General features: G+C 67.4%; 19 protein-coding genes, 1 tRNA gene and 1 pseudogene. 8 read left to right on the plus strand and 13 right to left on the minus strand.

The genetic code is table 11. The features are described from left to right. Positions 1-189: 189 nt before the first annotated feature. Both EV643_RS32670 and EV643_RS47035 read right to left on the minus strand, forming a co-directional pair. A complete protein-coding gene (locus tag EV643_RS32670; RefSeq protein WP_133804052.1) occupies positions 190-756 on the minus strand; it encodes a BRCT domain-containing protein in 567 nt (188 codons plus the stop codon). 82 nt (positions 757-838) lie between these two features. Next, on the minus strand, positions 839-1,321 hold the full coding sequence (locus EV643_RS47035) for a 3'-5' exonuclease (RefSeq protein ID WP_133804195.1): 483 nt from the start codon (positions 1,319-1,321) through the stop codon (positions 839-841). Positions 1,322-1,368: 47 nt separating this feature from the next. On the opposite strand from EV643_RS47035, the pseudogene EV643_RS32680 reads away from it, so the two are divergent. Next, positions 1,369-2,908 (plus strand): annotated as a pseudogene (locus EV643_RS32680) (IS1182 family transposase). Here the strand turns inward: EV643_RS32680 and EV643_RS47040 are convergent. Further along, positions 2,877-3,041, minus strand: a complete 165-nt coding sequence (locus EV643_RS47040; protein ID WP_133804196.1) for a hypothetical protein — start codon at positions 3,039-3,041, stop codon at positions 2,877-2,879. The pseudogene EV643_RS32680 and the gene EV643_RS47040 overlap by 32 nt on opposite strands. Before the next feature lie 24 nt (positions 3,042-3,065). Then, positions 3,066-3,395 (minus strand): hypothetical protein, encoded by a 330-nt coding sequence (locus EV643_RS32690; protein ID WP_133804053.1) that lies wholly within the window; start codon positions 3,393-3,395, stop codon positions 3,066-3,068. Positions 3,396-4,064: 669 nt separating this feature from the next. Here EV643_RS32690 and EV643_RS32695 point away from each other — a divergent pair. Then, the gene (locus EV643_RS32695) at positions 4,065-5,474 is read left to right on the plus strand and encodes a helix-turn-helix domain-containing protein (protein WP_166665664.1); all 1,410 of its coding nucleotides are present in this window, start codon (positions 4,065-4,067) and stop codon (positions 5,472-5,474) included. 76 nt (positions 5,475-5,550) lie between these two features. On the opposite strand, the gene EV643_RS32700 is transcribed toward EV643_RS32695, so the two are convergent. Next, positions 5,551-5,626: transfer RNA gene (locus EV643_RS32700), tRNA-Thr, on the minus strand. A gap of 144 nt (positions 5,627-5,770) precedes the next feature. Here EV643_RS32700 and EV643_RS45095 point away from each other — a divergent pair. Both EV643_RS45095 and EV643_RS45100 read left to right on the plus strand, forming a co-directional pair. After that, positions 5,771-6,310 (plus strand): MFS transporter, encoded by a 540-nt coding sequence (locus EV643_RS45095; protein ID WP_202869867.1) that lies wholly within the window; start codon positions 5,771-5,773, stop codon positions 6,308-6,310. Positions 6,311-6,360: 50 nt separating this feature from the next. Beyond that, a complete protein-coding gene (locus EV643_RS45100) occupies positions 6,361-6,897 on the plus strand; it encodes an MFS transporter (protein ID WP_202869868.1) in 537 nt (178 codons plus the stop codon). On the opposite strand, the gene EV643_RS32710 is transcribed toward EV643_RS45100, so the two are convergent. Further along, positions 6,881-8,062 (minus strand): MFS transporter, encoded by a 1,182-nt coding sequence (locus tag EV643_RS32710; RefSeq protein ID WP_133804055.1) that lies wholly within the window; start codon positions 8,060-8,062, stop codon positions 6,881-6,883. The genes EV643_RS45100 and EV643_RS32710 overlap by 17 nt on opposite strands. A gap of 150 nt (positions 8,063-8,212) precedes the next feature. On the opposite strand from EV643_RS32710, the gene EV643_RS32715 reads away from it, so the two are divergent. Continuing rightward, positions 8,213-12,223 carry a patatin-like protein gene (locus EV643_RS32715; RefSeq protein WP_133804056.1) on the plus strand — a complete coding sequence of 1,337 codons (4,011 nt, stop codon included), beginning with the start codon at positions 8,213-8,215 and terminating at the stop codon, positions 12,221-12,223. Here the strand turns inward: EV643_RS32715 and EV643_RS32720 are convergent. Continuing rightward, positions 12,183-13,076 (minus strand): EamA family transporter, encoded by an 894-nt coding sequence (locus tag EV643_RS32720; RefSeq protein ID WP_133804057.1) that lies wholly within the window; start codon positions 13,074-13,076, stop codon positions 12,183-12,185. The genes EV643_RS32715 and EV643_RS32720 overlap by 41 nt on opposite strands. A 68-nt stretch (positions 13,077-13,144) precedes the next feature. Between EV643_RS32720 and EV643_RS32725 the strand changes: the two genes are divergently transcribed. Then, a complete protein-coding gene (locus tag EV643_RS32725; RefSeq protein ID WP_133804058.1) occupies positions 13,145-13,996 on the plus strand; it encodes a LysR family transcriptional regulator in 852 nt (283 codons plus the stop codon). Here the strand turns inward: EV643_RS32725 and EV643_RS32730 are convergent. Continuing rightward, the gene (locus EV643_RS32730) at positions 13,993-14,415 is read right to left on the minus strand and encodes an SRPBCC family protein (protein WP_166665665.1); all 423 of its coding nucleotides are present in this window, start codon (positions 14,413-14,415) and stop codon (positions 13,993-13,995) included. The genes EV643_RS32725 and EV643_RS32730 overlap by 4 nt on opposite strands. A 116-nt stretch (positions 14,416-14,531) precedes the next feature. Between EV643_RS32730 and EV643_RS32735 the strand changes: the two genes are divergently transcribed. Next, on the plus strand, positions 14,532-15,494 hold the full coding sequence (locus tag EV643_RS32735; protein ID WP_202869869.1) for an RNA polymerase subunit sigma-70: 963 nt from the start codon (positions 14,532-14,534) through the stop codon (positions 15,492-15,494). Here the strand turns inward: EV643_RS32735 and EV643_RS32740 are convergent. The 4 genes from EV643_RS32740 to EV643_RS32755 form a co-directional block, all read right to left on the minus strand. Beyond that, a complete protein-coding gene (locus tag EV643_RS32740) occupies positions 15,483-16,346 on the minus strand; it encodes an alpha/beta fold hydrolase (RefSeq protein WP_133804061.1) in 864 nt (287 codons plus the stop codon). The two genes, EV643_RS32735 and EV643_RS32740, sit on opposite strands and share 12 nt — an antisense overlap. Positions 16,347-16,356: 10 nt before the next feature. After that, positions 16,357-16,902, minus strand: coding sequence for a COG4315 family predicted lipoprotein (locus tag EV643_RS45105; RefSeq protein WP_133804062.1), 546 nt, complete (start codon positions 16,900-16,902; stop codon positions 16,357-16,359). Between the two features lie 62 nt (positions 16,903-16,964). Then, complete coding sequence (locus EV643_RS32750) at positions 16,965-17,381, minus strand: SRPBCC family protein (protein WP_133804063.1); 417 nt, start codon at positions 17,379-17,381, stop codon at positions 16,965-16,967. Next, the gene (locus EV643_RS32755) at positions 17,378-17,704 is read right to left on the minus strand and encodes a metalloregulator ArsR/SmtB family transcription factor (protein WP_133804064.1); all 327 of its coding nucleotides are present in this window, start codon (positions 17,702-17,704) and stop codon (positions 17,378-17,380) included. The genes EV643_RS32750 and EV643_RS32755 overlap by 4 nt, the downstream gene beginning before the upstream one ends. Positions 17,705-17,783: 79 nt before the next feature. Between EV643_RS32755 and EV643_RS32760 the strand changes: the two genes are divergently transcribed. Beyond that, entirely contained in the window at positions 17,784-18,212 is a 429-nt protein-coding gene (locus tag EV643_RS32760) for an SRPBCC family protein (protein WP_133804065.1), read from the plus strand. Here EV643_RS32760 and EV643_RS32765 read toward each other — a convergent pair. Continuing rightward, positions 18,160-19,014: a cytochrome c biogenesis CcdA family protein gene (locus EV643_RS32765; protein ID WP_133804066.1), complete on the minus strand. Its 855-nt coding sequence runs from the start codon at positions 19,012-19,014 to the stop codon at positions 18,160-18,162. The genes EV643_RS32760 and EV643_RS32765 overlap by 53 nt on opposite strands. Positions 19,015-19,019 lie beyond the last annotated feature (5 nt).

The raw sequence follows: 19,019 nt of genomic DNA on the forward strand, positions 1-19,019 counted from the left end.
CGCCAATGCCGCGTTCCAATGAAGGAGGAGCGCATCAAGCCCGGGGCGGTTCACTCTGCTCCCGCGCTCTGTCAAGTCCGCGTTCTCAGCCATGTGTTCGCCCACTGAGTGCACGGACCCAGAGCTCTGACCATGCTGCGCACACGCTTGTTCGCCGTCCGGCGGTGTCGACCGATCAGTAGCCCCCGCTCAGTCAATGGTGAGGCCGATCGCTGGCCAGAAGGCGGCTTCCGCGATGATGCGGGTTCCGTAGCTTCGCGCCTTCTTCGCTTTGCCCGACAAGGAGTTTGGGTCCGCGACAACGAGAATGTCCAAGGATTTGGTTACTCCGCCGTGCACCACGAGCCCGGCGGCTCTGGCGAGACCCTGCGCTTGCTCGCGAGTGACGGGCTGTCCATTGAGTCTTGCTTGCAGCGCCCCGGTGAAGCAGACACCCAAGCCACGTAAGGGTTCACCAGCCGACGCGGATGGCTGATGGGATCTTGCCTCGTGCAATGCGGCGCCGATCTCGTCCACTCCGAGGCCGAGCCCGGAGGCAACGTCCGCAAGATCGGTCAACTCAAAATCGGTGAGGACTCCGTCAGCGAGGGCAGTCACCGCCAGCGCACGTAAATAGGTGGCATGAGCCTGCTCGACATCGTTCCGTCGGAGTCCCCACTCCCCAGCCGTCTCGGCAAGGGCCTGTACTTCGTCACTATCGATCAAGCGATCCTCCAGCGCCCGATCGAGAAGATCGAGATACGCCGCGGTGTCCACAGGACTCCGTGCACTACTGAGATCATGTGCCGGTAGGTGCCGTACCAGTTGTGCCAGGGCAGACAGTTCGGGTCTCCATCGCTCAGATCGGTCGTGTGTCCGCCCGGAGGCCGGCCATATCGGCCAACCGGGGGTGTCCGGCCAATCCACGGGTACACATCCGAGGGCCGTCAGTGAGGTGGCCCCGTGAAGAGCCGATCTTCCAAGGTAGGTCGCTAACAGTCCGGCGGTTGCTGTTGCAGTCACCGAGTGCACTATGCGCATCCGGATGACCGAGGCCCTCTGCAGCCAGGCAGTTCGCCAGCCGACCGCCACCGAACCGACCGAGTCTGTATGACATACCCAGGGTGCAGAGCGCCGGCCAGGCTGGGGGAGTGGCACCGATACGTTGGTATTCAGCTGTGACGAACCCCAGGTCGAATCTGGCGTTGTGCGCGACGACCACTGAGCCGGTGAGCAGATCAGCGACATCTCCGGCGATGTCGATGAAACGTGGGGCGTCGAGAACGTCCGCACCTCGGATGCCATGTATGTGAGTCGGGCCTCTAGGAGGCCGCTGAATAATCCGCGTGTCGTCGCGGTGTCTGCTGTGCGTGCTGAGAGGGTTTTGGCATGCAGGGTGTTGAGCGGGTCGACCGGGAACTGCTGGACGCGCGGGCTCTGGTGGGTCATCTGGTTCCTGAGGGCAGCATGTTCGCGTTCCTGGCGGAGCATCGGCGGGATCTGTTCGCCGACAGCGACTTCGATGACTTGTTTGGGTCGGGCCGGGGGCGGCCGTCGATCCCTGCGTCGGTGATGGCGTCGATTCTGGTATTGCAGGGTTTGCACGACTATTCCGATCGGGAGACGGCCGAGGCGGCGCGGTGTGACCTGCGGTGGAAGGTCGCGACCGGAATGGCGCTGGATGACAAGGGTTTCGACGCCTCGACCCTGGTGTATTGGCGACGGCGGTTGGCGAAGTCGGGTCGGCCGCATCGGATCAACGACGCGGTCCGCAAGGTGGTTCAAGCGACCGGGGTGGTGCGGGGCCGGTCGAGGCGGGCGGTGGATTCGACCATCCTCGACGACGCGGTGGCCACTCAGGACACGGTCACTCAGCTGATCTCGGTGATCCGCCGGGTCGGGCGGGAGGTGCCCGGTGCGGCCGAGCAGATCGCGGCGGTGTGCACCGGTCACGACTATTCCCGGCCGGGCAAGCCGACGATCGACTGGGACGATCCGGCCGCACGGGAGGCGCTGGTGTCGGCGCTGATCAACGACGCGAACGCGCTGGTCGCGGTGCTTTCGGGGCGCAGGCTCGATGAGCGCGCCGAGAATGTGGTGGCGTTGCTGGCGTTGGTCGCCGGTCAGGACGTGGAGCCGGCCGAGGGTAGCGATGGCACCGACGGGCGGTGGCGGATCGCGCGGCGGGTCGCGCCGGAGCGGGTGATTTCCACGGTGGATCCCGAGGCCCGGCATACCCGCAAGTCGCCACGCAACACCCGCGACGGGTATCGCGCGCACGTGTCGGCCGAGCCGGAGACCGCGATCATCACCGACGAGGCGCTCACCCCGGCCGCCGGGGCCGACAACAGTGACGCCGCCGTGGCCGAGAACTTCCTCGGCGCCGAGACCGAGGCACGCCAGTGGTATGGCGATTCCGCTTACGGCACAGGGGATCTGCGGGGCGCCATCGATGACGCCGGGCATGCGGCGGTGATCAAACCAGGCCCGGTGAAGCACCGGTCGAAGGCGAGTTCACCATCGACGACTTCACCGTGGACGAGGCCGCCGGCCAGGCCCACTGCCCGGCCGGACACACCCGGGCGATCACCAAGAAACGAGCCGTGGTCTTCGGCGTCTTGTGCCGCGACTGCCCGCTACGGACCCGCTGCACCACAGCCAAGAACGGCCGCATACTCCACCTGCACGACCGCGACGCGCTGCTGCGCCAGGCGCGCCATGACTGGTCCGACAAGCCGGAACTGCGCCAGGACTACCGCACCTTCCGGCCCAACGTGGAACGGGTCATAGCCCAGATCGCCGCCAAGGCGGGCGCCGCGTCAAACTCCGCTACCGCGGCACCGACAAGAACAACGCCTGGCTCAAACACCGCACCGCCGCCCTCAATCTGCGCAACCTCATCGGACGAGGGCTGGTTCAGTGTCGGTGAGTTCGTAGGCGAGTTGGCCGATTGGGCCTCGTGATGGTTCGGCGGTGAGATGGACGGAGACGTTGTCGGTTTTGAGGAGTTGGGCGAGGTGGGTGATGGTGGTGGTTTTGCCCACGCCGGACAGGCCGTCGATGGTGACGAAGAGTCCGGGCGGGTCTCAGAAGAGGGTCGCGGCCGGTTCATCGGCGGCGCTATCCGTGGTGGCCTTGCCAGCCATGATGTTCAGCAGTTCGGTGAGTGTAAGCGGCGCGCGGTCGGGCGGTGTCGCCAGGTGGGCGAGGAGCCGGGCACATACGATCGCCTCGTACGTCGCTCGATGCGGTACCAGATCGTGAGGAAGTCCTTCGGCTAGGCCGAAGGCGTCGACCAGGGCGCCGAGTTTGTAGGAGTCGCGGCCGTCAGCCAGCGAAGAGCCCTTAGAGTCGCGCGAGTAGTCGCTGCTGGGCAAAGCGAGGATCTCGGCGCATAGTGCTGTGCTATCACTCAACCAACGCGGACCTCGCTATCGGTTGGCCCCACGGTTTTGGGTCTCACCCCGCGTGTGGTCGGGGCCTGTCGGGCCGAGTTGTCGCCTCTCCTGTCCGGCGCGACTTGAAGGCACTTGACCTCGTCGAGTGCGGTATGACCGACTTTGATGAGGCGATCCGGGCCAGCTGCCCGGCTGTGGGCTCACAGATCGATTGCTGCCTAATGGATCCTTCAAAGTTGCGGTAGGCAAGTACCTGCTCCGTCACTGCTCCGTGAGCCGATGGCAAACGATGATCACCGCCGCGGAACGCTGAGAGGCAAACCCGCAGGTCAGGCGCCGATTCAGTCGTGTGTCGTCTGTCGCCCGCCAGGAACGAAGAGATCTACACCATCTCCGAGGGGTTTCGAGACTTCAACATGCCTGCCCAATCTCCCGTCGGCCGAGCCTCGGCAGGGTTGCCCATGGTGGTGCCTGGCCTTGGCGTACAGGTGGCATCGCTTGGCTACAGCGGCCTGGTGACATGGCCCCAGCTGATGGGCGTGGGCGTCCACGCGGATTGTTCTGGGTCTCGGACGTTGAGTCTGCATAGCCGTTCCGGATCGGGACCGGACGGGCATTCGTGCGGAGGTCTGGATGGCGAAGCAGCCGTTGCCGCTGGGAACTTGGGGGACGATCTCGTCTCGGGCTATGCGCTGGGACAAGAAGGGGCGTGCGGACAAGTTCGAGGCGAAGGCTAGGTATCGGGACGTCGATGGGCGGACTCGGCGGGTGGCGGCTTGGGGGAAGACCGCTACCGAGGCGGAGAACAAGCTCAGGACGATGTTGAAGACTCGGACGAGGTTGAGCGGATCCGCGGAGATCAAGCCTGAGAGCCGGGTGTCGGTGGCGGTTGAGCTGTTCCTGGCTGAGATTAAGGAGCTTGGAGAGCAGGAGGTCTTGGCACCGGGGACACATCAGACCTACCGGTATCAGTGCGACAAGAATCTGACGCCACGAATCGGCGAGATTCGTCTTGTGGAGTTGACGACGCCGCGGGTGAATGACGTGATTCAAGCCATCAGGAACGAGGTCGGGGTCGCGAGCGCCAAGACCTGCAAGAGCATCCTCTCAGGGGCGCTCTCGATGGCGGTGCGGCATGGGGCGTTGATCGCGAATCCGGTTCGGGAGATCAAGATTCGTGGAAAGAGGCGGCGTCGGTCGCCCCGAGCGTTGGAGGAGGACGAGAGAGAGGCATGGTTCGAACTGCTGCGGCAGGATGAGCGCGCGGTTCGGGCTGATCTGGTGGATCTGTGCAAGTTCATGCTGGCTACCGGTGAGCGGATCGGTGAGGCGCTGGCCGTCACTTGGAAAGATGTGAATCGGGAGACGGGGCAGATCAACTGCAGCTACCAGGTTCAGCGACTGAAGGGCCACGGGCTGATTCGCCGGCGCGTGAAGTCGGCGGCTGGCGAGCGGGTTCTTGTGCTGCCGCGATGGGCGCTTGAGATGGTGCTTGCTCGGTGGAACGAGGGCACGCCGTCTGGCTCACCTGTCTTCCCGGACTCCAAGGGCGGGTTCCGGGATCCGCATAACGTCCAGCATGCGCTGCGGAACGCACGCCGTCCTGTGGGTGGTCAGCGTCGAACAGAGCTGGGGCAGACCCTGAAAGCGCATCGGCGGCGAGCTGGATTCACACAGACTCAGATCGTCGACAAGCTCGGCTGGCGGAAGACGAGGATCAGCCTGATCGAGACCGGGCGGGTGAGGCTGGAGGCGGAAGAGGCGGTCGCCTTGGCCAACGCGTACCGGTTGAGCAAGCGCGATCGGACAGCGCTGCTGGAGCTGACCGAGCTGGCCGGCATGCGGTCGCTGGCTGACGAGATGGCTTGGGTCACTGCCCACGTCTTCCGGAAGACGACCGCGACGATCCTTGAGGACGCAGGGCAAACGCCACGGAAAATTGCCGATCAGCTTGGACACTCAAGGATCTCGACCACGGTCGACGAGTACGTCGGTCGGCGTGCTCGTAATCCGGAGGCAGCAGGCCTGTTGGATGAGGCGCTGAGGGGCATCCATGAGCAGCACCGGCAACCAACGGAAGGGGCCGCGATCGATTGATCAGACCCCGAAGCGGTCAGTAAGCGGCCAGTTGGACCCCTCAAGAGCATGCCTTGATGGGCATATTTGCAGGTGGTGGAGCCGACGAGGGGACTCGAACCCCTAACCACCGCTTTACAAGAGCGGTGCGCTACCAATTGCGCCACGTCGGCTGGTGCGTGCGGAGCGCGGCCCCGCGTGCCGGTCCATGGTAGAGGATTCGGGGGACGGCCGGGCGAGGGAGGGGGTGGGGTGTGGGCGCGGCGGGGCTCGTGCGGGGGAACGGGGCGTTCCGGAGCTTGTTTGTGGCTCGGTCGGTGTCGTTTCTGGGGGACTCGCTGGGTTTGGTGGCGTTGTTGTTGTATGTCGAGGCGGCGACGGGGGCCGCGTTGGCGGTGGCGTTGCTGTTGCTGGCGGGGGACTTCACGCCGGGGTTGTTCGGGGCGGTTGCGGGGGCGATCGGGGATCGGTTCGATCTGCGCAGGGTGATGGTGGGGTGCGAGCTGGCGCAGGGGGTGCTGGTCGCGGTGATGGCGTTCACGTTGCCGCCGTTGCCGGTGCTGCTGGTCTTGGTGGCGGTCTGGAGCATCGTGGCGCAGGTGTTCCAGGCCGGCTCGCGGAGCGCCGTACCGGCGTTGGTCGAGGACAAGGATCTGGAGACCGCCAACTCGACGCTCGGTGCGGGGACCAACGGGCTGGAGGCGATCGGGCCGTTGGTGGCCGCGGTCCTCTTCCTGGTGCTGGACGTCCGCGGGATCCTGTTGATCGACGCCGCGACCTTCGCAGTATCGGCCGTCCTGCTAAGCCGACTCCCTCCCTGCCGCCTGCTCCTGAGCACAGGGACGCTTCGCTGCTGAGCAACGCAAAGGCGGGCCTCGGGTACATCTGGCGGACGAAGGCGGTTCGCGTGATCGGGCTCGGGTTCTTCGCGGTGGTCGCGTTCAGCGGGGTGGACGATGTCGCGATGGTGTTCCTGGCCAAGGACGAGTTGCATGGCGGCGATTCCGCGGCGGCCGCCCTGTACGCCGGGGTCGGCATCGGCCTGGTCGTCGGGTACGCGTTGCTCACCCGATTCGCCCCGCGCGTGAAGATGCCGGTGCTGATTGTGATCGGGTTCGCCGTGAGCAGCCTGGGCAACCTCGCAACCGGACTCGCATGGGCCATCTGGGCCGCCCTCGCGCTTCAGACGATCCGCGGCATCGGGATCGCAGCACTCGACGTGGCGATCAACACGCACCTTCAACGCGTCGTACCGGCGGGCATGCTCGGTCGCGTGTTCGGCAACCTGTACGGCGCGATCGGCCTGGCAGCAGGGGTTTCGTACGTCTTCGGCGGCCTCCTACTCCAACAGACCGACGCGCGTGTCACGTTCGTCGTGGCCGGAGTCGGCGGTCTGCTCGCAACGGCCGCCACTGCCATCGCACTCCTCAGAGGGAGGCGATAGGGCTTCGCAACGCGCGTGCTCCTGGTACGGCGATCAGGGCGACCGCCGCCATCACCAAGAACGCGGGCAGTGGGTGGTCCACCAGCAAGCCGACTGCTGTTGCGACGAGGAGGCCGCCGAGGTTGCCTGCCATCCAGATCAAGCCGGCACCCGTTCCGTCGGCTTCGCCTGTGCGGCGTTCGACCAGCTCCAACACGATCGGCAGAGCGGGCAGCAACAAGAACCCGATCAGCGTGATCGCCACGAACCCGACCACCACCCCCGGTTCGACAGCCAGCGCGACACATGCCAACGCGGTCCCCGCCAGACTGATCACGAGCAGCGCCGACTCCGCGTGCCGTCGTACGACGAGCACCGGGATCACCGCACTGCCCACCACCCCGGCGACCACGTTCACCAGCAGGATCGTGCTCGCGGTACCACCGCTCACCCCGGCCGGTTCGAGGAGCGCCTGCGCAAAGGTGGTCAGGGCAACGAAAACCCCGAACGGGAAGATCGCCAGCACGCACAACCGGCGGATCAGCGGATCACCCCAGGCCACCTTCAGCGCACTCCGATCGGGCCGGCCGCGCTCCACCCGAAACGAGCCTCGCTTGCGCAGGGCAACGATCACGACAACCGCCGCGACCACCGAGAAGATCGCGGACAGCCTGAGCACGACCGGCAGATCCGCAGAAGCAGGAAAGACAGCCGAGAGCACGAAAGCAAGAACCATCCCCGCGAAGATGCTGGCCGTCCCGACCGCGATCCCGGTGGCCCGGTCCTTCTCCACGAGGTATCGGCCCGTGATCCCGGTGACCGCGTTCAGCACCAGGGGCTGAGCCACCGACGCGACGAGCTGACCGATGAGCAGCCAGCTGTAATCGTCGCCGATCAACCTCAGCAAAGCGCCCAACGCGGTCAGCACGGCACCGACGATCAGGCCACTGCGGAACCAGCGGTCCAGCACCAGACCGGCCGGGATCGCGAGGACGACGTACAGGAGTGGGAAGACCTGGGCGAGCCAGCCGATCGCGTTCTCCGAGACGCCGTACCGTTCGGCGGCGACCGTCGTGACCCCGGCGAAGTTCAGCCAGACCAGTTGCGTTGCGGCACCCACCAAGGCGAACGCGGCCACCGGCACCCACCGACTCCGCAGCCCGGCGACCTGCCCAACCTCGACCATCCCGCCTCCTCTGGCAAAGCGCTGACCGAACAGTAGTACCAATCCACCGGCGGAGCTGAGCACGTGACGGAGCGTGACGCGAGGAGTACCATCCAGCGCAAGGCTGACGGCGGTCCAGGGGTGGGACGCCGAATCGGCCAGGGGGATTCGATGAACGTGCCAGAACAAAACGTGCCAGAGCAACCGGCTGTCAACGGACACGGTGCGGCGAAGGAAGAGATCCGCTTCGCCGTCGTCCTCAACGGCGGCGTCAGTCTCGCCGTCTGGATGGGCGGCGTGGTCCGCGAGATCGACCGGGTGACCCGCGAGGAGGGTCCGTACGGCCGGCTGCTGTCCTTGCTGAACAGCCAGGCCCGTGCGGATGTCATCGCCGGTACGTCGGCCGGCGGGATCAACGGCGCCGCGCTCGCCCTCGGTCAGGCCAACCAGGACGCGAAGGTCGCGGCGATGCGCGATCTGTGGTCCGAGCAGGGCCGGATGGATTCCCTGCTGCAGCGGCCGTTCCGGGGTTCGCCGGCGTCGTTGCTGCGTGGTGACGACTACTTCCTGCCCAAGCTGTACGAGGCGATGAAACAACTCTGCAAGCCGTGGGAGAGCAGGTCCACGGCCGAGCGGCCGGTCGAACTGATCATCACCACGACGTTGCTGCATGGGGCGCGGACGGTGTCCGTCGACTCCCTCGGCCAGCAGCTCCCGCAGATGCTGCACCAGGGCTACTTCACCTTCAAACGCGAAGGCGACCAGGACGACTTCGAACCAGCCGCTGATCAGGACATCGCCGCCGGGTTGGCGATCGCGGCCCGGTGCACGGCCGGTTTCCCGCTGGCGTTCGAGCCGTGTTTCGTACCGGCTCGCGGACCGGACGGCCTGACCGAACCGTCCAACGGCCACCACGTCGATCTGTCCGACCCGAAGCAGCGACCGGATCTCGGCCGATACGTGTCCTGGCGCACCGCCGGCCCGGCCGAGGCCATACCTCCCGACCGGTCGAGGTACGCCGTCGACGGTGGGTTGCTCGCGAACACCCCGACGCAGGCCGCGCTCGACGCCGTCGCCCGGATGCCGGCCGGAGGTGTGGTCCAGCGCGTCATGCTGCTCGTCTATCCGCATGCGCCGGTCAACCGCCCGGACCCGGCTGATCGCGCCGACGATCCGCCGACGGTCGCCGGGGCGATGGGTGGTTTGCTGGGCGCCCTGCTGAGTCAGGGCAACCGGACCTTCGTCGACGAGATCGAGAAGCACAACCAGGCCGCATCGGCGCGGCGTGGCACCCGGCTGGACATCCTGGAGGGTTTGAAGGAACCCGATGAGCTCAAGAGACTTGCCCAGTGCGTGTACGGGCAGTACCGCAAGCAGCGGGTCCGACGGGCGGCGCGCGATCTCGCCGCTCGGGTCGAGCCGCCGGCGGACTGGTCGTACCGCCGGATCAGGGGTGCCGTCGAAACCGCGCAGCGCAAGTGGCTGGCCGCCGCCGACGAGAGCCTGCCGTACGTACCGCGCGAGCTGCCGACCGAAGACAGTGTGGTCAGCCCGGGTACGCCGTACTGGGGCTGGGGTGTCACGGCCGCGCTCGACGTCGCGGACGAGGCGCTGGACCTGCTGCACCGGCTGATCAGCGTCAATTCCGATGAGCACACCTGCGCCGAGCTCGCCAAGGCCCGCTGGACCGTCAGCAAGGCGCGAGCCGACCTCCATACCGTTCGCGACCGGATGGACAAGCCATGGACAGAGGATCCCGTTCTCAGCGCTCTGCAGCCCGGGGCGAAAATGTGGACGTTGCGGCTGGCGCACTATGCCCGAGCGATGATCAACGAGGACCGCGCGGTCGCGTCGGCCGAGTCCGCGGTGCTGACCGACGTGCTGTCGCAGGACCAAGGCGCCAAGCACCCGATGTCGGAGCAGGTCGAGTCGGCTCTGCAGAAGCTCCGCGACGAGGTGACGTTCGCCAATACCGGTCAAGCTGCCACCGAGGCTGTTGACGAGATCGTCAAAGCCGTGGCCGGAGCCATCCCGCCGTTGAAGGCCGTCAGCGATGAACGGATCGCCCGATCGGCTGGGCTGAAGCCGTGGCAGACCCTGTTCGCCGACCTCACCGCCCACGGGGAGGTCAACCGCAGAAGGGTTCTGACCCGGTTGCTCTGGTTGCACGTGGCCGCGTGGACCCTCGCCGACGACTCCTCGACCGGCAGCAGTCACCCGGTGGATCTGGTGCAGATCTCGTTGCAGACCGAGAACCGCTTCGCCAAGCAGTCGATCACGCTGGAGGACAAGGTCGGCGGGATGTCGCTGAACCGCTTCGGTGGATTCCTCAAGCGGTCCTGGCGGATGAACGACTGGACCTGGGGGCGGATGGACGCGGCGACCATGTTGTGCCAGATCATCCTGTCGCCCGAGCGGCTACGCCGGCGAGCCCTCCAGAGCAGGCCCAGCGAAACCCCGGAGACGGCGGCTCAGTTCGTCGACACGCTCGTCCAAGAGTTGTTCGGTACGTCGGCGCCGGCGGAAGTGCTCGAACTACGGGAGGACGCGATCCGTGAGCTCAAGCCCGTGTACGCACTGGACGGACCGGATCTGCCCGCCAGCCTGCCGAACCTGGCCGCGATCGCCGCGTGGGCCGTGCACCTGCGGGTCGCCGTCGAGGAACTGCCGACCATCGCCGCCGCCGTCGCGGCCGACCGGAGCGATCGCGCGAACCCTTCCTCCAAAGGCGAACTCTTCCTCACCCAGTACTCCGCCCTGCTGACAGAGCTGGACGGTACTGCGGATCCGGAGGACTCGGATCCGTTGTCGGCCGACGAGGCTGAGCTGGGATCGAGGGCCTTGCAGGCATTCGACCGAGCCGGAATCGGCCGGGAACCGCTCGAGGAGGAGGCGCGCAGCGATCAGCTGATCCGTACCGCGGCAACGGCGGCCAGCGTTGCCGTCACAGTTGCCGACAGCAACCGATCGGGCCTGGACGCGATCAAGCCGGTCACCCGGACACTTCGCGGCGGCATGATGGTGCCGTACTGGACCGTTCTCGGACTCGCGGCAGGCGGCGCGATCATGCGGTTCCTGGCCCTGCTGACGTTGGCCCTTGGCGGGTTGCTGCTGGCGTTGTCTCTGGTGGGTGGGGTCGACGGCTGGGCGGCCGGACCAGCCACGGCGATCGGGGTCGGCGCGGTTCTGACCGCGTTCGGGTTCGCGGCTCTGCGTACCGGAACGTTGCTGCACAGTGTGGTCCTGCTGACACCGGTCATCCCGTTGGTCGGGTTCGCCGTCGACGGCTGGCGGAATGGCGATGCCGGTAGTGATCGCGCACTTGGGGTCGCCGGGACGATCGTCGCGCTCGTCCTCGCGTTGATGTTGCTGGGCAGCCTTCCGTCGCAGGTGAGCAGCCCGATCGCAACGGCGTACCGGGTCTTGGACAAGCGGGTACGGCGGTACTTCGGGGACCAGGTCGTCATGGAAGGGCTGTCGGTTCGGCAGAAGATCCGCTGGCGGCTGGCGGCGGGTTGGGTCTGGAGTGCGTGGACCATCGTCTGGCTCGCTGCCGTTGCGGCGGTCGTCTACATCCTGGTTCGCATCGTGGTGTGGATCGACGATCATGCGCTCCAGTGGCGGACCGAGCATGGCTGGATCGTCGCGGTCGCTGTCGTCCTCGTCGTGGCCGGTTGGGCCGTCGGTTACTGGACCGGCCGGCGGTTGCGATCCTGGGTCGAGTTCCGCAGCCCAGCCGGGGTCAGCTATCAGACCCGCGACGTCAACCACTCGAGCGGGGTCGCGGCGACCTGGTCGGTGATCTACGGGACGGTCTACGCGGTCATCGCGGCCGGAGTCCTCTGGCTCTGGCCCGACCAGTCGAGCTGGGTCTGGCGATCCGCGCTTGCGACCGCGGTGGTGTTCGCGTTGCTTCTTCTGTACGTCGTACCGGTGGCCGTGCTGGTCGGTTCGGTCCAGTCGGTGTGCCGGCGCCTCGTCAAGGACACGCGCAACGTGGTGATCACCTGGCCGGGCGCCGACGCGAATGAAGGCGACGTGGTGAACCTGCTGTTGAAGCAGGACGTTCGCTTCCGCTGCCTGCTGAAACCGTCCACACCCCAGGCGACCGCCCTCGTCCTCACCGGTGCCGGCCACCGCCTCAGGAACCGGGTCGACAAGGACCTCGCAACCGGCTCCTGACGCTGACGACGTTGGCGGTGACGATGGCGGAGATCGCGATCCACTCGACGAGGTCCGGGGCCTGGCCGAGCATCAGCCAGCCGACCAGGACGGCGAGGAGTGGGTGGACGCTCATGAAGAGGCCGAAGAAGCCGGCGGGGATGGTTCGGAGGGCGATCAGGTCGACCAGGAACGGTATGGCCGAGGACATGATGCCCGCTGCTGCCGCGTAGAGGATGTACTGCGCTGCCGGTGCTTGGTGCAGCAGGATCCACAGGCCGACCGGCAGATACATGACGGCGGAGACCAGCGAGGCCGCCGCTGCGCCTTGGGCCGAGGGCAGGCGGGCTCCGACCGTGCGGTTCAGGAGGATGTAACCGGCCCAGCAGGCGGCCGCGACCAGTCCCAGGGCGAGGCCCAGGTAGTCGGTTGTGGGTTGCGGGCGCATCAGGACGATCACCGCGGCACCTGCGAACACGGCACAGATCAGGTCGATCCGGCGTCGCGAGGTGGTCAGCGCAACGGCGAGCGGGCCGAGGAACTCCAGCGTCACGGCCAGTCCGAGCCCGATCCGGTCGACGGCTGTGTAGAGCGTGAGGTTCATCGTGGCGTAGATGCCGGCGAGCGCCAGGACAGGGATCCACTGGTGCCGCGTGAAGCTGCGGAGCCGTGGGCGGGTGACGCTCATCAGGACCGCTGCGGCGACCCATTGCCGGATGGCGACGACACCGGCCGGGCCGATCGAACCGAAGGCGAGCGCGCCGGTTGCCGCGCCGACCTGGTTCGACGCTGCGCTTGCCAGCATCAACGGGACGCCGCTGAGCCGACCGGTACGTCGGCCGGCGGCTGGAGCAGGAGCAGTGACGACACTCATACCGGCAGGATGTGCCTGCGCAAGCAATACGCATAATGCATCGAACGGCCCAGCTATACGCTGGACGCATGGATGTCGAGCTCCGGCACCTGCGCTGCCTGATCGCGATCGTGGACGCCGGCACCTTCACCGACGCCGCGATCGACCTCGGCATGTCCCAGGCCGCGGTGTCGCGCACCCTGGCGAGCCTCGAGCGGGCCCTCGGCGTACGGGTCCTGCATCGAACCAGCCGGAGCGTCGTCCTGACCCCGACCGGTGCCCAACTCGTACTGCGGGCCCGCCATCTGCTGGACGAACTCGATGATCTCGTCCGCGAGGCGACGTCGGGACATTCGCGGCTACGGCTCGGTCATGCGTGGTCGGCCCTTGGACGGCACACGACCGCGTTCCAACGACGCTGGGCCGTACGCCGTCCTGACGTGGAACTCCTCCTGGTCCGCACGAACACCCCGACCGGTGGATTGGCCGAAGGCGCATGCGATCTCGCCGTGGTCCGCACCTCGGTGGACGAGAAGCACTTCGCCGCTACCGTGGTCGGCCTGGAACGACGGCACATCGCGCTCGCGGCCGACGACCCGTGGGCCCGCCGCCGATCGGTGAAGCTGGACGAGATCCGAGCCCGGACCGTCCTGGTGGATCGTCGTACCGGGACCACAACAGCCGAACTCTGGCCGACGGGAAGCCAACCGTCACTCGAGTACATCGCAGACGTGGACGACTGGCTCGCCCGGATCGCGGCCGGCGGCGTCGTGGGCCTCACCCCGGAAAGCACCGCCACCCAGTACGGCCGCACAGGCGTGGTCTTCCGCCCCCTCACCGACGCCCCACCAGTCCCAGTCCGAGCCATCTGGCCCCGCCACGACCCCCACCCCGCAGTACAGGACGCGGTAGCCCTGATCACCGAGACCTACCGAGGTTAGTCGTTCCAGCGGGTTCCCTGTTCGATGAAGCGGCGGAGGGATTCCAGGGACTGGCGGAAGGCGGTTTGGATCATGGGCGTGACCTCGTCGGGTTCCTGCAGGGGTTCGAACCAGGTGTCGAGGACAACGGTCGTGTGGCCGGCTGGGTTGGGGACGACGGTGAACTTGCCGTGGGAGTCACGGACCGGTAGGCGCACCTGGAGGTGTTTCCAGGCGTAGCTGCGGGTTTCGGCGGAGTAGTTGTCGATCTGCTCGTGGACCTGCGAGCCGTCGGCCATCGTGCAGATCCGGGTGCCGTTGTCGACCTGGGCGGACACGGTGCCGGGGAGCCAGGCCGGGGTGGCGGCGAGGTCGCCGAGGATGGCCCAAACGGCGTCCGGCGAGGCGTTGATCTCGATCCTGTCGGTGAGGTGTGGCATCGGAACCTCCTTCGTCCGGGCCGCTGGTCGGCCCTGCATCCCGTATGACAACGGGCGGCGGGCCAACTCATCGGTGCCGGCGAAAACTGTCGGGGGGCCGACTTACGATGACATCCGTGAGGTCGATCGCGTCTGCCCACGGGAGCGAGGCAACCCTGCTGGAGGCGGCAAGGGCCGGTGATCTCGGCGCCTTCGATGCGCTGGTGACCGACCATCGCCGGGCACTGCACCTGCACTGCTACCGGATGCTCGGTTCGTACCACGATGCGGAGGAGGCCACCCAGGAGACGATGCTGCGCGCTTGGCGTCGTCTCGACCTTTTCGAGGGTCGCGCGCCGTTGCGTCATTGGCTGTATCGCATCGCCACCACGACCTGCCTGAACATGATCACGGCACGGAACCGGGTACCAGCCGGTCTGAGCGACGTGCCCTATCTGACGCCGTACCCCGATCAACTGCTCGACCAGTTGCCCAGTGTGGACGCCGATCCGGCTGCGGTCGCCGAGCGCCGGGAGTCGGTTGCGCTCGCGTTCGTCGCTGCCTTGCAAAGCCTGCCCGCAACGCAGCGCGCAACGCTCATCCTGCGTGACGTCCTCGGCTGGCCGGCCGCGGAAGTCGCCGAGCTGCTCGACACCACAGTGGCGGCGGTCAACAGTTCGTTGCAGCGAGCCCGCGCCACGCTGCCGTCGCCGGGCGGGCGTCGTTCCCTGGACGAACGGGACCGGGAGGTCGCCGAACGCTTCATGACGTGCTGGCATCGGTGCGACTTCGAGGCCCTGGCCGCGCTTCTCCGCGAGGATGCCATCCTGCGGATGCCGCCGGAGCGGGCCGAGTTCCGCGGCCGGACCGCGATCATCGACTTCTTCGCCACCGTGCCGGCTGACGGCCACCTCGACCACATCCGCCTCCAACTCACCCGCGCGAACGGCGGCCCCGCCGTAGCAGCCTGGATGCGCGACGAGACCGGCGAGCCTTCTCCGTTCGGGCTGATGGCGCTCACAGTCGACGACGGCCGGATCGCCACCATCACGGGCTTCCCCGACCCCGCGCTGTTCGCCGTCTTCGGCTTACCTGGCTAGCTTCGCGACGGCGGCCGCTATCTCCGCCGGGAAGTCCTCCTGCAGAAAATGTTTGCCTGGGACGGTGGGGATGTCGTCGAGCCGGGCCGCGAGGCGAGCTTGTACGCCGTACGAGCGCAGTGGCAGGGCTGGATCTTTGCTGCCCCAAAGCAGTCCCACTGGATACGCGCCGGAGCGGAGGGCACCTTCGTACAGCCGCCGCTTCTCGACGGTTCGCTCGAACGACCGCATGATTCGCAGGAAGGCGCGGCCCGAATCCTCACCGAGAAGCAGCCGCAGGTGTGCGTCCAGGTCTTCCGCCGGTACGTCGGGGCCGACGCCGATCGTGCGCATCAGCGCGCGGAACACGATCGGCACGCGGGCCGACGCCAGCCACGCCTCACCGAGCAGGCGGTGCGCGAAGGGTTCCATCACCCAGGGACGGCGGAAGGTGTCGACGGCAACGATCGTGTTCAGCAACAGGATGGAGCGGATCCGGTCCGGCACCGCGGCCGCGATCTCGAATCCGACGGGTCCGCCGATGTCGTGCACTACGAGATGAACCCGGTCAAGCCCGAGTGCGTCGAGCGCCGCGGTCGCCCAGCTCCCGAGCCCGGTCCACGAGTAGTCGAAGTCATCCGGTCGCGCGGCCAGACCCAGGCCGGGCAGGTCGAACGCGATCCCGCGCAGCCCACGCAGCGCCAGCTCGTGCAGCACCCCACGGTAGAGGAAGGAGGACGTCGGCACGCCGTGCAGGCAGACGACTGCCTCCCCGCCGGACGGCCCTTGATCGAGGACGAAGCTCGCCTCGCCGGCCGCCGTGAACTCCCGTCCCGCGCCGCGGTGGGCGGCCAGCACCTCGTCGACTGTCATCGTTGGCCGGTCAGGCTGGGGCTGCGTCGCCGGACGGTGTGACGACCAGCCACAAGCCGCCGAACCCCGTGATGTTGTGACACTTCACCTCGTTCTTGCCCTCGTGCGCGTAGTAGTAGAGCGGGTGACCGCCGTACGTCACCTGAGTGCTGCCGTCGGTTCGCTTCGTCGTGCCGAGGAGGGACTGCTTCACCTCGCCGGCGGCCGTGGGCGAGCCGTCCGTCAACACCGGTGGCCAAGCCACGGCGCAGGCGCTGTAGCAGGCCGGGGCCGAGGACGTTTCCTTGTCGAACAAGTAGATCGCCTGGCCAGTCGTGTCGAACAGCATCGGACCGAAATCACTGGCAGCAGTCTTGATCCCGGTCCCGGTCCGCGGCGGAGCGGAGGTGTCTGCCGGCGAGGTCGGTGTACCGCCCGGCGGCGTGGTGGCATCAGGTGACGGCTGCGCTGACGACGAGGCCGTCGGCGATGACGCCGGCGCCGACCCCGCGCCGGAATCACTGCCGCAGCCGGCCAGCACCAGTCCGCAGGCGGCAAGCATCGCGATGGTACGCATCCGGATCAGCTCCTCGGTTTCCTCTGACGGTAGTGCCGAAGCGAGCCCTGCGGCGCCTACCGTCATCGGTTCGTAAGGCTCGCGGTTCGGAGTTGGGTGAGGTAGCCGCTCCAGCCCTGGTCGTGCGGAGCCAGCATCGGGTGGGGGAGACCGGTGTGGACCAGGCGGAGCCGGGTGCCGTCGCCATCGGGGTGCAGGTCGATACTGACTGTGCTGGTTCCCGGTGGCACGACCGCGTCCCCTTCGAAGCCCCAGGTGAAGACGAGCCGGTACGGCGGGTCGACGACGACGTACTCGCCTCGCACGGTGGCCGTGTCGTTGACGATACAGCGGTAGAGGCCGCCCGGTCGGGGATCCAGGAACGCCTCCCGGCCCAACCAGAGCTTGTGCCGCTCCGGATCGGTGAAGAAGTTGAACACCACGTCGGGTGGCGCCGCGATGCTGATCTCGTGCTCGACCCGATCGCCCGTGACGGTCATCGTGCGCGGTCCGTGGATTCGCCGCGACCGACCTCGGCCGCCGCCTCCTCGGCCAGCCTGGCCAGGCTCGTCGTCCAGAACCTGTCGACGAATTTCTTCAGGCCTGCCAGCCCGCTCGGCTCCGCCAGGTACAGCCGCCGGGCGCCGTCGCGCCGCTCGACGATCAGGCCAGCCTCCTTCAGCACGGTCAGGTGCTGGGAGATGGCCGGGCGGGTGACGTCGAAGTGGGCCGCGATTTCACCGGCGGCCAGCTCGCGGTCCCGCACCAGCTCGAGGATCCGCCGCCGATGGGGTTCGGCGAGCGCTCGGAGTTGATTGTCCACGGACACATGTTAGAGTCAGCTAACGTAAGTATCAACTAACATCAGGCTCGATCGGGCCTGGGCAGGGGAGGGGATCGCGATGGCGCGGATCGTTTTCGAGCTGGAGATCGAGGCGCCGGCCGACCGGATCGTCGAGGCACTGGACACCGAGGACGGCATCGCCGGCTGGTGGACCGCCGACGTCGACTTCGCCGGCGGAGTCGGCTCGATCATGAAGCCGGGTTTCCCGATCGCACCGGTGCCGTTCGAGTTGAGCGTCGACGAGGTCGGCCTGGGGCAGGTGGCCTGGACGTCAGTCGGCGACTTCCCACCGCACTGGGCCGGCACGCGGGTGCTGTGGACGCTGACCCCCACGGCAGCCGGAACGTTGGTGCATTTCAGTCACGATGGCTGGGCGAGTGACGAGGGCCCGTTCGCCAGTTCGGCCCTCACCTGGGGCCGGTTGATGGACACCCTCAAGACCTACGCCGAGACCGGAGTCGCAGCACCCCTCTTCCCCAAAGGCTGAGGATCAGCAGGATCACGAGCGCGACGAGTGCTCCGCTCGCGCCGATGAGGTCCAGCCCGGACGCCAGGCGACGCTGAAGGGCGGCGCCAGCCGCGATTACCGGGTCGCCGGCGCCCGCGCCGCGTAGGACGCGGATCTCGTACCCGCCGTAGTACGCGACGTAGAGACCTGCGACCACGAGCAGCAGACCGCCGAGCCGGGAGACCAATCGACCGGCCCGGCGCAGCGCAGCCACCACGGACCCGCGTGCAAGGGCGACCGCGAGGGACACCACCGCGACGACGACACCCATACCGAGTGCGTACGCCGTGAAGACGGTGACGCCTTCGACGATCGAGCCGGTGCGGAAGGTGGCCACCACCGTCACGAGGAACGGACCGATGGTGCAGCCCAGCGAGGCCAGTGCGTAGGCCACGCCGAACAGCGTCATCGACAGAACGGACCTGGTCGGTGCCGGTCCCCGGCCCGTCGTGATCCGTAGTCCCGGAATGCTTCGGCCGGCCAGCAGCCAGGCGCCGACAAGCGCGAGCGTCAGGCCGAAAATGACGGTGAACCAGGGCAACCGCTGCTGGATGGGGCCGGCCACCGACGCCAGCGCGAGTCCGAAGACGCCGAACACCAGGACGAACCCCGCCGTCATCGCAGCGGCGAATCCCAGCGCCCGCCCGATCGCGACACCGCGGCCAGGCTTGTCACCGACCACAAGCAGGGACGCGTACGCGGGTAGCAGCGCGAATCCGCAGGGGTTGACGACCGCCACGGTCCCCGCCGCGAGTGCCAGACCAACCGGTACTCCGTCCACGGTAG

The sequence above is a fragment of the Kribbella caucasensis genome (assembly GCF_004361855.1).
Lineage (GTDB): Bacteria > Actinomycetota > Actinomycetes > Propionibacteriales > Kribbellaceae > Kribbella > Kribbella caucasensis.

What these genes read in the sequence shown, in the direction of transcription:
- EV643_RS32695 (WP_166665664.1), top strand. Translation starts at nt 4,065, where the DNA reads ATGCGCTGGGACAAGAAGGGGCGTGCGGACAAGTTCGAGGCGAAGGCT.
- EV643_RS32710 (WP_133804055.1), bottom strand. Translation starts at nt 8,062, where the DNA reads ATGGTCGAGGTTGGGCAGGTCGCCGGGCTGCGGAGTCGGTGGGTGCCG.
- EV643_RS32715 (WP_133804056.1), top strand. Translation starts at nt 8,213, where the DNA reads ATGAACGTGCCAGAACAAAACGTGCCAGAGCAACCGGCTGTCAACGGA.
- EV643_RS32720 (WP_133804057.1), bottom strand. Translation starts at nt 13,076, where the DNA reads ATGAGTGTCGTCACTGCTCCTGCTCCAGCCGCCGGCCGACGTACCGGT.
- EV643_RS32725 (WP_133804058.1), top strand. Translation starts at nt 13,145, where the DNA reads ATGGATGTCGAGCTCCGGCACCTGCGCTGCCTGATCGCGATCGTGGAC.
- EV643_RS32730 (WP_166665665.1), bottom strand. Translation starts at nt 14,415, where the DNA reads ATGCCACACCTCACCGACAGGATCGAGATCAACGCCTCGCCGGACGCC.
- EV643_RS32740 (WP_133804061.1), bottom strand. Translation starts at nt 16,346, where the DNA reads ATGACAGTCGACGAGGTGCTGGCCGCCCACCGCGGCGCGGGACGGGAG.
- EV643_RS45105 (WP_133804062.1), bottom strand. Translation starts at nt 16,902, where the DNA reads ATGCGTACCATCGCGATGCTTGCCGCCTGCGGACTGGTGCTGGCCGGC.
- EV643_RS32750 (WP_133804063.1), bottom strand. Translation starts at nt 17,381, where the DNA reads ATGACCGTCACGGGCGATCGGGTCGAGCACGAGATCAGCATCGCGGCG.
- EV643_RS32760 (WP_133804065.1), top strand. Translation starts at nt 17,784, where the DNA reads ATGGCGCGGATCGTTTTCGAGCTGGAGATCGAGGCGCCGGCCGACCGG.